The sequence below is a fragment of the Acidovorax sp. AC410 genome (assembly GCF_979253235.1).
Map to the genome: position 1 here is coordinate 1,776,031 of NZ_CEEDCG010000001.1, position 15,023 is coordinate 1,791,053.

At 69.5% G+C, this 15,023-nt stretch carries 13 protein-coding genes; 6 read left to right on the plus strand and 7 right to left on the minus strand.

All coding sequences use genetic code 11. The features are described 5' to 3' along the window. Positions 1-133 precede the first annotated feature (133 nt). The 5 genes from AC0IZS_RS08210 (at position 134) to AC0IZS_RS08230 (ending at position 6,700) form a co-directional block, all read left to right on the plus strand. On the plus strand, positions 134-2,104 hold the full coding sequence (locus AC0IZS_RS08210; RefSeq protein ID WP_471635179.1) for a methyl-accepting chemotaxis protein: 1,971 nt from the start codon (positions 134-136) through the stop codon (positions 2,102-2,104). An 87-nt stretch (positions 2,105-2,191) separates the two neighbouring features. After that, positions 2,192-3,418 carry a GGDEF domain-containing protein gene (locus tag AC0IZS_RS08215; RefSeq protein WP_471635180.1) on the plus strand — a complete coding sequence of 409 codons (1,227 nt, stop codon included), beginning with the start codon at positions 2,192-2,194 and terminating at the stop codon, positions 3,416-3,418. 99 nt (positions 3,419-3,517) lie between these two features. Continuing rightward, positions 3,518-5,008 (plus strand): M20 family metallopeptidase, encoded by a 1,491-nt coding sequence (locus AC0IZS_RS08220; RefSeq protein ID WP_471635181.1) that lies wholly within the window; start codon positions 3,518-3,520, stop codon positions 5,006-5,008. Between the two features lie 64 nt (positions 5,009-5,072). Beyond that, positions 5,073-5,600 (plus strand): TlpA family protein disulfide reductase, encoded by a 528-nt coding sequence (locus AC0IZS_RS08225; protein ID WP_471635182.1) that lies wholly within the window; start codon positions 5,073-5,075, stop codon positions 5,598-5,600. A gap of 194 nt (positions 5,601-5,794) precedes the next feature. After that, a complete protein-coding gene (locus AC0IZS_RS08230) occupies positions 5,795-6,700 on the plus strand; it encodes an alpha/beta hydrolase (RefSeq protein WP_471635183.1) in 906 nt (301 codons plus the stop codon). Positions 6,701-6,738: 38 nt separating this feature from the next. On the opposite strand, the gene AC0IZS_RS08235 is transcribed toward AC0IZS_RS08230, so the two are convergent. Both AC0IZS_RS08235 and AC0IZS_RS08240 read right to left on the minus strand, forming a co-directional pair. Continuing rightward, on the minus strand, positions 6,739-7,218 hold the full coding sequence (locus tag AC0IZS_RS08235; RefSeq protein WP_471635184.1) for a YidB family protein: 480 nt from the start codon (positions 7,216-7,218) through the stop codon (positions 6,739-6,741). A 147-nt stretch (positions 7,219-7,365) separates the two neighbouring features. After that, positions 7,366-8,721, minus strand: coding sequence for a M20/M25/M40 family metallo-hydrolase (locus AC0IZS_RS08240; RefSeq protein ID WP_471635185.1), 1,356 nt, complete (start codon positions 8,719-8,721; stop codon positions 7,366-7,368). A 140-nt stretch (positions 8,722-8,861) separates the two neighbouring features. On the opposite strand from AC0IZS_RS08240, the gene AC0IZS_RS08245 reads away from it, so the two are divergent. Further along, on the plus strand, positions 8,862-9,773 hold the full coding sequence (locus tag AC0IZS_RS08245; protein WP_471635186.1) for a LysR substrate-binding domain-containing protein: 912 nt from the start codon (positions 8,862-8,864) through the stop codon (positions 9,771-9,773). Positions 9,774-9,776: 3 nt separating this feature from the next. Here AC0IZS_RS08245 and AC0IZS_RS08250 read toward each other — a convergent pair whose 3' ends face one another. The 5 genes from AC0IZS_RS08250 to AC0IZS_RS08270 all read right to left on the minus strand — a co-directional run bounded on the left by AC0IZS_RS08250 (position 9,777) and on the right by AC0IZS_RS08270 (position 14,918). After that, positions 9,777-10,949 carry an MFS transporter gene (locus AC0IZS_RS08250; RefSeq protein ID WP_471635187.1) on the minus strand — a complete coding sequence of 391 codons (1,173 nt, stop codon included), beginning with the start codon at positions 10,947-10,949 and terminating at the stop codon, positions 9,777-9,779. Between the two features lie 22 nt (positions 10,950-10,971). Continuing rightward, positions 10,972-11,715 carry an SOS response-associated peptidase gene (locus tag AC0IZS_RS08255; protein ID WP_471635188.1) on the minus strand — a complete coding sequence of 248 codons (744 nt, stop codon included), beginning with the start codon at positions 11,713-11,715 and terminating at the stop codon, positions 10,972-10,974. 59 nt (positions 11,716-11,774) lie between these two features. Further along, on the minus strand, positions 11,775-12,932 hold the full coding sequence (locus AC0IZS_RS08260; RefSeq protein ID WP_471635189.1) for a GGDEF domain-containing protein: 1,158 nt from the start codon (positions 12,930-12,932) through the stop codon (positions 11,775-11,777). A 126-nt stretch (positions 12,933-13,058) separates the two neighbouring features. Then, positions 13,059-13,802 carry a 16S rRNA (uracil(1498)-N(3))-methyltransferase gene (locus tag AC0IZS_RS08265; protein ID WP_471635190.1) on the minus strand — a complete coding sequence of 248 codons (744 nt, stop codon included), beginning with the start codon at positions 13,800-13,802 and terminating at the stop codon, positions 13,059-13,061. 24 nt (positions 13,803-13,826) lie between these two features. Then, on the minus strand, positions 13,827-14,918 hold the full coding sequence (locus AC0IZS_RS08270) for an aminoglycoside phosphotransferase family protein (RefSeq protein ID WP_471639487.1): 1,092 nt from the start codon (positions 14,916-14,918) through the stop codon (positions 13,827-13,829). Positions 14,919-15,023: the final 105 nt, after the last annotated feature.

Consider the following 15,023-nt stretch of genomic DNA (forward strand, 5'->3'; position numbering starts at 1 on the left):
CCCGGCCACCAGCGCGGTACGCAGCTCTGCGTAAGGGAATGCGTGAATAAATGTAACAGCCACTCGGGCTTAGAGTGAACGCAGACCGGCACAGCCGGCAGCAGTGCGCATTCACTTCCAGGAGACAAGCCCCGTGTCAGCCCCCCTTGCCAACAACCGTTCCGTCGCGCGCCAGGTCACGCTCATGGCCATTGCCCTGGTGGCGCTGGTCATGGTGCTCGTCGGCCTGGCCATCGCCGTGCTGACCGAGCGCAACACCCGTTCGCAGCTGATCTCCAGCGTGGGCGACACCGTGCAGAGCGTGGCCCAGTCGCTGGACGCGGCCGACAACACCAACCGCGAACTGGTGCAGCTCACGATGAAGGGCTTTCAGCGCTACTTCGACGCGGCCATGCACCTGGACGAGGCCACGGGCGAACTGCGCAGCTACGGCGCGCTGGTCAACGAGGACTATGGCTCGGTGGACAAGTTCGCCAACGAAACCGGCGGCATCGCCACCGTGTTCGCGCGCAAGGGTGAGGATTTCATGCGCATCACCACCTCGGTCAAGAACGACAAGGGCGAGCGCCAGCAGGGCACGCCGCTGGCGCGCACCGACCCGGCCTTTGCCGCGGTGAGCAAGGGCGAGCCCTACACCGGCGTCACGGTGGTCAATGGCAAACCCTACATGGGCCACTACCTGCCCACCAAGGACGGCGCGGGCAAGACCACGGCGGTGCTGTTCATCGGCAACGACATCAGCGTGTTCCACACCATGCTGCAAAAGCAGGTTGCGCAGACGCGCTTCTTCGAGCATGGCGGCACCTACGTGGTGAACCCTGGCGCCGGGCTCGACAAGGCGAATTTCGTCTACCACCCGAGCGCCGGCGGCAAGCGCGTGCTGGAAGCCTATCCCCAGGCCGGCCCGTTTCTGGCGGCGCTGGCCGCCTCGCAGGACGGCTTCGTGCGCGAGGCCGCGCCGCTGCTGGGGCAGGGCGCCGAAGACCCCTTCGCCCTGGTGCGCAAGACCGCTGGCGGCTGGTGGGTGGTGGCCGAGGTGCCCTACGGCGAGGCCATGGCCGGCCAGCGCCGCGTGACCCTGGCCGTGTGGGCGCTGATGGCGGTGGCCGTGGCGTTGCTGGCCGTGGGCCTGTTTTTGATGCTGCGCCGCGGCGTGAGCCGCCCGCTGCGCGACCTGACCCAGGCCATCACCCTGGTGGCCCAGGGCGACCTGACGCAGGCCTTCCGCACCACGCGGCGCGACGAGATCGGTGCGCTGGTGCAGGAGGTCGAGGGCATGCGCCAGCGCTACACGCAGATGCTGCAGCAGGTGCGCACCGCCGTGGACAGCATCGGCACCGCCAGCGCCGAGATCGCCAGCGGCAACCAGGACCTGTCGGCGCGCACCGAGGCCACGGCCAGCAGCCTGGCGCAGACGGCCCAGAGCATGGACCAGCTCACCGCCACCGTGCGCCAGTCGGCAGACGCGGCACGCCAGGCCAACCAGCTGGCCAGCAGCGCCGCCGAGGTGGCCGCGCGCGGCGGGCAGGTGGTGGGCGAGGTGGTGACCACCATGGGCGAAATCAACCAGAGTTCGCGCAAGATCGCCGACATCATCGGTGTGATCGACTCGATTGCCTTCCAGACCAACATCCTGGCGCTCAACGCGGCGGTGGAAGCCGCCCGGGCCGGCGAGCAGGGCCGGGGCTTTGCCGTGGTGGCCAGCGAGGTGCGCAGCCTGGCCGGGCGCAGCGCGGATGCGGCCAAGGAGATCAAGCAGCTGATCAACGCCTCGGTGGAGCGCGTCGAATCCGGCGCACGCCTGGTACACAACGCCGGCACCACCATGGACGAGATCGTCGGCTCGGTACAGCGCGTGGGCCACATCATCGGCGAGATCACGGCGGCCTCGGGCGAGCAGTCGGACGGCATCGGCCAGGTCAACACCGCTGTGAACCAGCTCGACCAGATGACGCAACAGAACGCCGCCCTGGTCGAGGAATCGGCCGCCGCCGCCCACAGCCTGCGCGAGCAGGCCACCCGCCTGGCCAGCGCCGTGCAGGTGTTCAAGCTCTCGGGCACGCCGGCGCTGGGCCTGTCGGCAGCGGAGGTGCCTGCGCTCTGAGCTGGCACTTTTTCTGACGGGAGTGCCCGGCGCCATCGTTTATCCTGGACTCCCTGCGGCCTTTGCCGCCCGTCCCGACTACGCGCCATGGTTCCCTTCACTGCCGATGTGCCCACCATGCTGGTGATGATCATCCTGTCATCGCTGGCCGCGGCCTTGGCCATGGCGGTCGTGACCTGGGGCAAGCGCCGCGAAGGGGTGGAGCTGTGGGCCCTGGGCCTGCTGCTCAATGCCATGGCCTATGCCCTGTTCGCCTCGCGCGGCCACATCCATGGCCTGCTGTCCATCGTGCTGGGCAATGTGCTGCTGTGCTGCATGTTCACCTGCATGGGCGCGGCCCTGCTGCAGTTCCAGGGCCGGCCGCTGCCCTGGCCCGCCATGGCGGTCGCGCCGGTGCTCATGGCTGCGGGCATGGCCTGGTTCATCGACGACTACGCCGCGCGCGTGGTGGTGGCCGGGCTGCTGCTGGGGGCGCTGAACCTGTGGGCCCTGTGGATCCTGTTCTCGCGCCGTGGGTCCACACCCGGCCGGGGCGCCTGGCTGGTCATGGCGGTGCTGGCCCTGCAGGCGCTGGTGTTCCTGGTGCGCGTGCTCGTGATCGGTGGCAGCGACCAGCCGGCCACCGGCATCATGCAGTCCAGCGGCGTGCAGACGCTGACCTTCAGCACCACCTTCATCGAGCTGATGGTGGCCACCATGGGCTTCATCTTCATGGCCCGGGACCGGGCCGACGAGAACAACCGCCGCCTGGCGGCGCTCGACCCCCTGACCGGCGTGGCCAACCGCCGCGCAGCCATCGCAGCGCTGGACCGCGACGTGGCGCGCGCGGTGCGCACGCGCGAATCCATCGCCGTGATGATGGTGGACATCGACCACTTCAAGCGCGTCAACGACCAGTACGGCCACCCCGTGGGCGACCAAGTGCTGTGCCACGTGGTGAACGTGCTGCGCGACCGCATACGCTCCCAGGACCTGGTGAGCCGCTACGGGGGCGAGGAATTCCTCGTGGTGCTGCCCGACACCGACCTGATCGGCGCCCACCAGCTGGCGCGCCAGCTGTGCGAATCCGTGTCCGGCGCGCGCTACCGGCACGAAGGCAAGGAGATCACCGTGACGGTGAGCATCGGCGTCTTTGGCGGACGGCTGGAGCCGGGCGACAGCTGGGACATGCTGATCTCCGCCGCCGACCGGGCCCTGTACCGCGCCAAGGAGCTGGGGCGCAACCGGGTGGAGGCGGCACTGGCGCTGCACCCACCCTCGTCACCCTCGTCGCTGGACAGCAACCCCGAGACCCTGCCAGCCTCCGGGTATTGAGCCCCATCCCATTGCGGGACAAGGGCAGTTTGCAGGCGGTGGCGCGACCGCGCGCGTTGTGTTGGAATGCTGGTTTCATCCCGCCAGAGGAACACCACCATGAACGCCCGCGTCCCCTCCCACGCCCTGCAACCCGCACAGGCGCTCGAGCGGGTGAGCCAGGCGTGGGACACCGACATCCTGCGCCAGCTCACCGACTACATTGCCATCCCCGCCAAGTCGCCCGGTTTCGCCCCCGACTGGGCCGAGCTGGGCCTGCTCGACACCGTGGTGCGCAACGCCGCCACCTGGGTCGAAGCCCAGAAGGTGCCCGGCCTGCGCCTGGAGATCGTGCGCCTGGCAGGCCGCACCCCCGTGCTGTTCTTCGAGATCGACGCCACCGCGCCCACCTCGACGCAGACCGTGCTGATGTACGGCCACCTGGACAAGCAACCCGAGTTCTCGGGCTGGCGCAACGACCTGGGCCCCTGGACGCCCAAGTACGAGGACGGCAAGCTCTATGGCCGCGGCGGTGCCGACGACGGCTACGCGGTGTACGCCAGCGTTGCCGCAGTGCAGGAGCTCAAGCGCCAGAACGTGCCGCATCCGCGCATCGTGGGCCTGATCGAGACCTGCGAGGAAAGCGGCTCGGGCGACCTGCTGCCCTACATCAACGCCTTGAAGAGCCGCATGGGCGACGTGGCGCTGGTGGTCTGCATGGACTCGGGCGCCGGCAACTACGACCAGCTGTGGCTGACCACCAGCCTGCGCGGCATGGCCAGCGGCACGCTCAAGGTCGAAGTCCTCACCGAAGGCATCCACTCGGGCGACGCCTCGGGCCTGGTGCCCTCGTCGTTCCGCATCATGCGCCAGGTGCTCGACCGCCTGGAAGACAGCGCCACCGGCCGCCTGCTGCCCGCCAGCTTCCACTGCGAGGTGCCGGCCGACCGCCTGGCCCAGGCCCGCGCCACCGCCGCCATCCTGGGCGAGGAGGTGTACAAGCGCTTCCCCTGGGCGCACTACGACTGCGGCGGATCCACGGCCTTCGCGCTGCCCACCACCACCGACCCGCTGCAGGCCCTGCTCAACCGCACCTGGACGCCCACGCTCAGCGTGACCGGTGCCGAGGGCTTCCCGGCGCTGCAGGATGCGGGCAACGTGCTGCGCCCCTACACCGCCTTCAAGCTCAGCCTGCGCCTGCCCCCGCTGGTGGACGCGGCCCAGGCCGTGCAGGAGCTCAAGGCGCTGCTGGAGGACAACGCGCCCTACCAGGCCAAGGTCACCTTCGACCACGGCGGCGGCGCCACGGGCTGGAACGCCCCGGCCACCACGCCCTGGTTCGAGCAGGCGCTCAACGAGGCATCGCAGGCGCACTTCGGCGCGCCCTGTGGCTACATCGGCCAGGGCGGTACCATCCCGCTCATGAACATGCTCAGCGAGGGCTTCCCCAAGGCGCAGATGATGGTCTGCGGCGTGCTCGGCCCCAAGAGCAATGCCCACGGCCCCAACGAGTTCCTGCATGTGCCCTACGCCAAGCGCCTCACGGCCTCGGTGGCGCACGTGATCGCGGCCATGGCGGCCGAGCAGGCGGCACCGGCCCCAGCGGTCTGACCTTTCGTCCGGCGCCATGCCGTTCACGGCGCCGGTCTGCCATTTCCTGTTGCGGGCCCCGAAGATGGACAAACGCGCTTTTTTGCAGACCTTCGCCGCATCGGCCCTGGCATCCACCCAGGTCGGTGCCTGGGCCCAGCCCGCACCCGCTCCCGTGCCGGCAAAGGGTACGCAGCACCAGTTGTCCGGCACCGGCAGCGATGGCAACCCGGTCATGCTGTCCGACTTCAAGGGCAAGGTCTGCCTGGTGAGCTTTTTCACCGCGGGCTGCGCCCTGTGCGTGAACGAGCTGCGCCTGATGCGCGAGTTCTACACCAACAACCGCCAGCGCGACTTCGTGCTGCTGGGCGTGAACCTGGACGACAAGAGCGCGGATTTCATGCAGTACATCGACCTGCTCAAGGTGTCTGTGCCGGCAGAGCAGCGTTTTCCCATCGCCTGGCGCAACGCCCCGGGCCACCAGGACAGCTTCGGCGCCATCACGCGCAGGCCCACGCACTACGTGCTCAACCGCCAGCACCAGCAGGTGCTGCGGCGCGAGGGCAGTTTCCAGCCCACCGACTGGGACGACCTCTGGATCTCGCTGAACTAGGCCTGTTAAGTTAACAGACCCTGGACCGTTGGGTACTCGCCATGGTCCGGACCTGCCAGGGCCTGGCCCTGCATGAAATCCATTGACGGCGCTGCACGGCCCCGTCACGATGCCTGCATGCGGCAGATGGCCGCCGCCGTGAACCCTTCCTGTCCGCCCCAGCGCTACGCCGCCCACTTCTGCCGCCTTGTCCGATGACCGAACCCGTTGCCTCCACCTTGACCACCTTCACCGCCAGCGACGGTGAAAACCTGGCCGTCCAGGACTGGCCGCTGGCGCCGGGCCAGGCCCAGCGCGGTACCGTGCTGCTGGTGCATGGCCTGGGGGAGCATGTGGGCCGCTACGACGCGCTGGCGCGGCAACTCGGCGTCTGGGGCTTTGCCGTGCGCGGCTACGACCAGTACGGCCATGGCGAATCGAGCGGGCCGCGCGGCGGCCTCACCTCCGACAGCCGGCTGCTCGACGACCTGGCCGACATGGTGGACGCCGTGCGCGCGCGCGCCCCCCAGGGGCTGCCGCTGGTCCTGCTGGGCCACAGCATGGGCGGGCTGGTGGCCTCGCGCTTCGTTGCGCTCGGATTGCGGCCTGTGGATGCGCTGGTGCTCTCCTCGCCTGCGCTGGACCCCGGCCTGGGGGCGGTGCAGAAGCTGCTCCTGGCCACCCTGCCGCGCCTGGCCCCCAACCTGCGCGTGGGCAACGGCCTGGATGCGCAGTACCTCTCGCACGACAGCGCCGTGCCCACCGCCTACCTGGCAGACCCGCTGTGCCATGACCGCATCAGCGCGCGCCTGGCACGCTTCATTGCCGACGGCGGCCCGGCCACCGTGGCGGTAGCCGGGCAATGGAAGGTACCGACCCTGCTGATGTGGGCCGGCAGCGACAAACTGGTGAACCCCGCCGGCAGCCGCGCGTTCGCGGCCGCAGCGCCCAGCGCCCAGGTGCAGTCGCGCTGCTTCGAGCCGCTGTACCACGAGCTGTTCAACGAGCGCTCCGACCTGGCAGCGCCCGTGTTCGAGGCCTTGCGCCAGTGGCTGGACATGCGCTGCCCGGCACGCGCCGAACGCCCACCGGCACGCGACCGGATCGCATCCGTCGCCTGATTCCGATCCGCCAGGCCCTGGCGGATCCCGCAGGGCCCCTACTTGCTGAGCAAGCCGCCCAGCATGCCGAACAGGTCACTGCTCTGGCCCAGGCCGCCCTGCGGCGCATGGCCCTGGGGCGTGAGCTGGTCGAGCAGGCCGGGCAGCACCTGCGCCAGCTGGTTCGCCGCGTCCGACTGGCCCACGCCCAATTGCGATGCCACCTGCGACAGCGGGCCGGAACCGAGCACGCGCGAGAGCTGGTCGCCCGAAATGGCCTGGTTGGCCCCGCTGCCCAGCCACGAGGCGATCATGTCGCCCAGCCCGGCCTGCTGGAATTTGGCCATCAGGCCCGGCAGGCCGCCCACCGGACCGTCATTGCTCACCAGGGACAGCACCGCCTGGATGAGCTGCGGGTTCTGCGCGGCCAGCGCCACCAGTCCACCCAGGCCACCCCCGCCTTGCGCGGCCGAAGCACCGCCATGGCCCTGCGACGCGTTCTGAATGACAGCGCCCAGCACTGAATCGAGCAAACCCATGGTGATCTCCTGAAAAAGGTCAGGGCAGGGCCGAAGCGGCCCGCCACCCGGCGATGGTACGCAGGCCAGGACAGGCCCTGGCGTCAACAATGGTGAATTGTTCTACCGCGGGTGACCGGTCGATAGGAGACCGGTACCCCTGCGGCCTCATTTGCTGCGCGCGGGGCGCTTTTCGAGCAAGGGCTGGCTGATGCCCTGCACGCCGACCAGGCCGAGCACGGTGACCAGCGAGTTCTGCGCACCCTTCCAGGCGTCGGTCAGGTCGATCCATTCCGACAGGGCATGGAAGCCGCCGGTCTTGCCGCCGCCGCCGATCACGATGGCCGGGATGCCCAGGGACATGGGCACATTGGCGTCGGTGCTGGCGCCGCTGAGCACCGTCTTGTGGCCGAACGCGGTGTTGGAGCGCACCGCGGCCTCGACCAGGACCGTGTCCACCGCCGTGCGACCACCCGGGCGGTCGCCGATGAGCTTGCTGGATGCGCTCAGCGTGTCCACACCCCAGCGCTTGTTTTCCTCGGCCACGGCTTCGTCCACGGCGGCCAGCACCTGCTTTTCGGTGGCCAGCAGCGGCTCCATCGCGTCGGAGCGGATGTCCACGGCCATGCGCGCGTCGGGCGCGATGGTGTTCACCGAGGTGCCGCCGCCCACCGTGCCCACGGTGAAGGTGGTCTTGGGCGTGGTCGGCGTGCGGATCTCGGAGATCTTGGCGATGGCCCGGCCCATGCCATGGATGGCGCTCGGCACCTGGCCGAAGGCCGCAAAGCTGTGGCCGCCCGGCCCCTTGAAGGTGACCTCGTGGCGGTGGCTGCCCGTGCCCTGCATCAGCACGGTGCCATCGGGCGCAGGTTCCAGGGCCACCATGCCGTCGATGTCCAGGTGCTCAGCGAACAGGTGCTTCATGCCGCGCAGGTTACCGAGTTCCTCCTCGCCCACGTTGCCCACGAACACCAGGTCGCCCACGGTGGCGATGCGGTGGTCGTTGAGCACCTTGAGCCAGGACAGCAGCACGGCCAGGCCGCGCGTGTTGTCGGAGATGCCGGGCGCGTACAGGCGGCCGTCGCGCTCCTTGACCTTCACGTCGGTACCGGCCGGGAACACGGTGTCCATGTGGGCCGAAATCACCAGCTTGGGCCCCTGGCCCGTGCCCTTGCGCACGCCGACCACGTTGCCTTCGGCGTCGATGGCGGCACTGGACAGGCCCAGCGCCTTCATGCGCGCCAGGAAGGCTTCGGCACGCTTTTGCTCCTTGAACGGCGGCGCCTCGATCTCGGTGAGCATCTTCAGGTCGCCGATCGAGCGCTCATGGTCGGCCTTGACGGCATCGAGCAGCTTCTGGATCTGCGGCGCCGCCATGAGCTGGGTGTAGGCCTGGTGCACGGCAGGGCGCAGTTGCGTGGGGGCGACGGCCTGGGCATGGGCCGCGCCGGCGAACAGGGCGGCGACGGACAGCGACACGGCGCTGGTGGCGAAGGCGAAACGGGGGGCAGAGAATGGGGTCATGGTGAAAGGAAAATTGACAATCGGAATGCAGAGCGGGTGCATGGCACCAAAGCCGTGCCACCCTGGTGACGGAGCAATTGTTGGACCGCAAGGGGGATTTCCGCTCTGCTTTAATCTGGCCACCCGTCAGTTTTTCTTACATGCACCGCCACATCCCCAGCACCCGCGCCCTGCTGATCTTCGACGCCGTGGCACGCCACCATGGTGTGGGCAAGGCCGCCCAGGAGTTGTTCCTGACCCATAGCGCCGTGAGCCAGCAGTTGCGCCAGCTCGAAGGCCAGCTCGGCCTGCAGCTGGTGCAGCGCAGCGCGCGCGGCACCGAGCTGACCGAGGTGGGCCGGCGCTACCACGCGCAGATCACGGGCGACCTGCTGCGCCTGCAGAACCACACGCGCGAGGCCATGGCCCAGCGCGCCGACGGCACCAGCCTGCAGGTGGGCTGCGTGCCGGTGTTCGCCGAGCGCTGGCTGCTGCCGCGCCTGCCCGCGTTCCTGGCCGAGGAGCCGGCCTGCAGCGTACACCTGCAGGTCTACCCCACGCAGACCTACATGGCCGAGATTCCGTTCGATGTGGCCGTGCAGTACGACGATGCAGCCTGGCCCGGTGCCCTGCAGCAACCGCTGCTGCGCGAGACCTGTGTCGCCGTCTGCGCGCCCGGCTCGCGCCACCGGCGCGCCATGGCGCGTGGCGACTTCAGCGCCGTGCCGCTGCTGCAGCTCAGTTCGCGCCTGGGGGCCTGGGACGACTGGTTCGTCCATGCGGGCATCGCCCACATGCCAGCGCACAGCCTGGGCGGGCACCGGTTCGACCTGTTCTCGATGCTCGTGGAAGCCGTGCGCGCGGACCTGGGGGTGGGCCTGGTGCCGCAGTACTTCGTGCAGCGCGAGCTGCAGTCGGGCGAACTGGTGCTGGCCCATCCCTTCGTCGACAGCGGTCTGCGCGGCTACAGCCTGTTCGTTGCGCGCGAACGGGGGCAGGAACGCGCCATCGCCGCCTTCGTGCGCTGGCTCACGCAGGCCGTGGCTGCGCAGGTGCCCGTCACGGCACCCTGAGGCTCAGGTTCTGCGGCGCTGCACCGCCAGCCACGCCAGGCCCGCACCCGTGACCACGATGGGCACCAGCGACCCCGCGTTGAGCAGCGTCCAGCCCTGGGTGGTGACCAGCACGCCCGACGAAAACGCGCTCACCGCCAGCGTGGCGAACACACAGAAGTTGATCGCCGCCTGGGCACGGTCCTTCTCTTCCGGGCGGTAGGCGGTCATGGCCAGCGTGGTGGCGCCCGTGAACAGAAAGTTCCAGCCCACACCCAGCATGAACAGCGCAATGCCGAAGTGGTGCAGCTCCACCCCCGAAAGCGCCACGGCCACACAGGCGAAATTGAGCAGCACGCCGGTGCCCATCACGGGCAGCACGCCCAGGCGCTTGATCAGGTGGCCGGTGAAGAAGCCCGGCGCGAACATGCCGATCACATGCCACTCCAGCACCAGCGCCGCCTGGTCGAAGGCGAAGCCGCAGACCTGCATGGCCAGCGGCGTGGCCGCCATCAGCAGGTTCATCACCCCATAGCCCAGCGCGGCGCCCAGGATGGCCACCACGAAGGCTGGCTGGCGCATCAGCTCGGCCAGCGGCCGGCCGGTCTGGGGCTGGCCTGCTGCATTCAGCACCACGGGCAGCTGCTCGAAGCGGATGGCCGACATGGCGGCCATGGCCAGCAGTGCCACGCCCATGAGCGCAAGGTAGGCGCCGGCAAACGGCACGGCGAACAGCGTGCGCGTGGCACTGGCCAGGTTGGGGCCGGCCACGGCGCCCAGCAGGCCACCCGCCAGCACCAGGGACACGGCCTTCTCGCGGTAGGCCGGCACGGCCAGTTCGGCGGCGGCAAAGCGGTAGAGCTGGCCGTTGGCGCTGTAGTAGCCGGCCACCACGGTGGCCGCGCACAGCAGCCAGAACTGCGCGCTGAATGCGGCCCAGGCGCACAGCGCCGCCGACAGCACGGCCACGGCCAGGCCGATCTGGAACGACACCTTGCGCCCCCAGCGTGCCTGCGTGGCCGCCACCAGCGCGGTGGACAGTGCGCCGCCCACCACGTAGCCCATCACCGGCAGCGTGGCCATCCAGCCATAGGGCGCCAGTTGCAGGCCGACGAGGCCGTTGATGGCGATGAAGACGACGTTGTTGGTGAGGAAAAGGCCCTGGCACAGGGCCAGCAGCCAGAGGTTCTTGTTCATGCAGCACAGGCCCGTGGGCCGATCACTCCAGCCAGCCCTTGGGCACCTTGTCGGCCTTCTTTTCCAGCGGGTTGGCTGTGAGCCACTGGGCCGGGTACTGGCGCATGAATTCCTTGGCCTTTTCCTGCCGCGCGCCGAGCCAGGCGTCGTAGGCGCCTTCGTTGAGGATGGCGGGCATGCTCTTTTCGCTGCCCGGCTGCTGGTAGCGGTGCATGAGGGCATGGTTGTTGGCATTCACCGTGAGCAACGCATAGCTCAGCAGCACTTCGCCATCCGGCCCCTGCCAGCGCGCCCACAGGCCCGCCACGCCCATGGGCCTGCCATCCACCCGCGTGATGCGGGTGGGAACGGCCTTGCCGGGGCGAAAGTCGTCCTCGTAGAAGGCGGCCATGGGCACGATGCAGCGCTGGCCATTGAGCCAGGCGTCGCGAAAGGCCGTGCCGGTGGAAGCCGTGTCGGACTTGGCATGGGCCAGCTTGGGCGCACGCAGCTTGCCGTCGGACGCCGACTTGACCCAATGCGGCACCAGGCCCCACTGCGCGGGCACCAGTTCGCGGCGCCGCGCGGCGCGGCTCGCGGGGGCTTCAGCCAGTCCGTCGTCTGCGACCACCGGAGCAACCTCGTCGACCGCCTCTGCAGCAGCGCGGATGAAAAAGCCGTTCTTGCGCGGCCACAGATGCCGCTCGCCCAGCACGGCGGGTGACTCCACGCCGAAGGATTCGGGGTAGGCGCTGGCGTTCTGCAAGGTTTCGTAGTAGGTACTCATGCGGCGATGGTACCCGTGCGTGCATCCCCAGCGACCCCAAGGCTGCCCAGCGCCGGGGCTCACGAGCGCGCGTGCCCTGTCGAAGCTGTCGCCTGCCGGGGGCCTGGCGCCACCGCCACCCGGTTGCGGCCCAGGGCCTTGGCGGTGTAGAGCGCCTGGTCGGCGCGCTCCAGCGTGTGCTCGATGGTCTCGTCGGGCAGGTGCTGGGCCAGCCCGGCCGACACGGTGAAATGCACCGCCTCGGGCACATGCAGCACCTGCAGCCCCGCCACCGCGGCGCGCACGCGCTCCAGCAACTCGTGCCCATCGTCCAGCCGGGTATCGCAGAGCATGAGCACAAACTCCTCGCCGCCCCAGCGGGCCAGCACGTCGGTATCGCGCACGCTGGCGCGCACGACGGCGGTGAAGGCCTGCAGGGCCCGGTCGCCCGTGGAGTGGCCATGCAGGTCGTTGATGGGCTTGAAATGGTCGATGTCCAGCAGCGCCAGCAGCAGGGGGCGGCCGCTGCGCAGGCTGCGCCGCTGCTCCAGCAGCATGAGGTCCACCATGGCGCGGCGGTTGAGCAGGCCCGTGAGTTCGTCGCGCATGGCCAGCTCGCGGTTCTCGGCCAGCGCCTGGGCCAGGGCCTCGCGCTGCAGGCGCAGCCTCTGGCGGATGCTCTGGATGCGCAGGTTCAGCGCGATCGAGCCCCCCAGCACGAGCAGCACCATGAGTGCATAGGCAGTATCCACCACGCCGTAGGTGCCGGCATTGAACCGCGCCGCGGCCGCCACGGCCACGAGAAAGGTCAGCAGGGCATAGGCGCCGATGCCCACGACCTGCGCCAGCGTCAGGCCGAAGGTACCGAAGAACAGGATCATGGCCAGCACGGCGGGCACCACCCCGCGCGCGTCGCCCGCGAGCACGTAGGCCACGGCGCCACTGGTGATGGTCCAGGCCATCTGGGCCATGGTGAGCGAGGGATCGGGCAGCCGAGCCGACCAGCCGCTGAAGACCATGACCGTCATCACCATGAGGCCGCCCACCGAAATGGCGGCCCACCACTGGACCGCCTCCTCGTGGGCGGTCATGCCGGCATGCGCGAGCATCAGCATCACACCCGAGCTGCCGATCATGAGCAGCAGCGCGAGCAAGGCCATGCTGCCTATCGTGCGCTGCCGACGGTCAGTGGGAAGGATGGAGCCCACCAGCCGCCGCCAGTGGGTGGGTTTGTGCAAGGTGGCCTGCCTCTCCTGCCAGGGGCACGTCGCCCGGGTTGGGCGCACTGGGCCAGCGGCGCTGGCCGGGATTTTACGGGCGGGCCTTCCTGCGTGGGGGGTTTTTGTGTCGCGTCCGTGCCTGGGTCAAGCGACCGTGAGTGCGGCCAGGGCCGCCAGGGGTGCGGTTTCGGCCCGCAGCACGCGTGCGCCCAGGGTGACAGGCGCAAAGCCGTGCTGCAGCGCCAGGTCCTCCTCGGCCGCGCTCAGGCCACCTTCCGGACCCGAGAGAAACACCAAGGGCCCATCGCCTGCCGCCGCCGAGTGCAGCGGCGCGGTGCCCGCCCGCAGCGACAGCAGCAGGCGCTGCACCGCACCGGGGGTGCCCGGCGGCTGGGCCTGCGCGCGCACCCAGGCGGCCAGGTCCACGGCGCCATGCACCACGGGCACGCGGTTGCGCCCGCACTGCTCGCAGGCGGCCACGGCCACGGCCTGCCAGTGGGCCAGCTTCTTGTCGGCGCGCTCGCCCTTGAGCTTGAGCACGCTGCGCTCGGCCACCAGCGGGGTGATGCTGGCCACGCCGAGTTCGGCGGCCTTCTCCACGAGCCAGTCCATGCGCTCGTTGGCGGTGATGCCGGCGAGCAGGTGCACGGCGCGCGGCGCCTCGCGCTCGATGGCGTGGTGCGCGCCGACCTGCACGCGCACCTCGCTGCGGCCCATGCGCAGCACGGTGGCGTCGAATTCGCCGCCGGGGCCGTCCTGGCTGCCGTGGAACAGGGTGATGGTGTCGCCGGGCTGCAGGCGCAGCACCTGCACATGGCGGGCGGCGCCCGGGGGCAGTTCGATCTCGGCGCCGGGCGCGAGATCCACGGGGCAATGGAAGCGGGGCATGTGCGCTATCTTTTTAGTAGCAACTCAGACGCGACCGAAGGCATAGCCCATGGGCGCCTCGGTGCCTTCGATCTCGTCGAGCATCTTGAGCAGCGGGCCCAGCTGGCGGTAGCGGTTGGTCGTGGCGCGGATGTAGTGCAGGAAGCGTGGCGCATCGGCCAGGTACCTGGGCTTGCCGTCGCGCAGGGTCAGGCGGGCGAAGATGCCGGCCACCTTGAAGTGCCGCTGCAGGCCCATCCATTCCACGCTGCGGTAGAACTCGCCGAAGTCGTCGCCAAAACCGCTGGCGCTGTTGGCGCCCAGCAGGCCGGCCTTGCGCGCCTTCTCCCAGTAACGCACGGTAATGTCGATGACAAATTCCTCTTCCCAGCTGATGAAGGCGTCGCGCATCAGGCTGGCGATGTCGTAGGTGATGGGTCCGTAGACCGCGTCCTGAAAATCGAGCACGCCGAGCGGCGCCCCCTCCTGCACCGGCACCATGAGGTTGCGCGTCATGAAGTCGCGGTGCACATAGACCTGCGGGGCCGCGAGGTTGTGCGCCACGATGGCGTCGAACGCGCCCGAGAGCGTGGCCTGCTGCCCGGCGTCCAGGGTGACGCCGCGGTGCTTTGCCAGGTACCAGTCGGGGAACAGCGCCAGCTCGCGGCGCAGCAGCGCTTCGTCGTAGGCGGGCAGCACGCCGGGCTTCGAGGCCAGTTGCCACTGCAGCAGCACGTCGGTGGCCTGCTGGTACCAGGCATAGGCATCGCGGGGCTTTTCGGGGTCGAGCCGCTCGATCAGGGTCTGGTGCCCCAGGTCGGACAGCAGCATGAAACCGCCGACCTCGTCCCAGGCCAGGATCTGCGGCACGTTCAGGCCGGCATCGGCCAGCAGCCGCTGCACCTGCACGAAGGGGCGGCAGTTCTCCTTGTCAGGCGGGGCGTCCATCACGATGCAGCTGGTGCCCAGCGTGGTGTCGATGCGCAGGTAGCGCCGAAAGCTCGCGTCGGCCGACGCCGGGCGCAGCGTTTCGGGCTTCAACTGGTGGCCGCCCACCAGGGGCGCCAGCCAAGCGTCGAAGGCGCCGTGGCGTGCCGCATCGGGCCAGGTGACGGTGGAGGAAGAGGGCGTTGCCAGCCCTGCACCGGTGGGTGGGGGGAGGAAGGTGGGGGAAAGGGTGGCTCATGGATAATCCGATTTTACAAACCCGTTCCCTGGAGCGGGTTCCCTTCTTCTGATCCA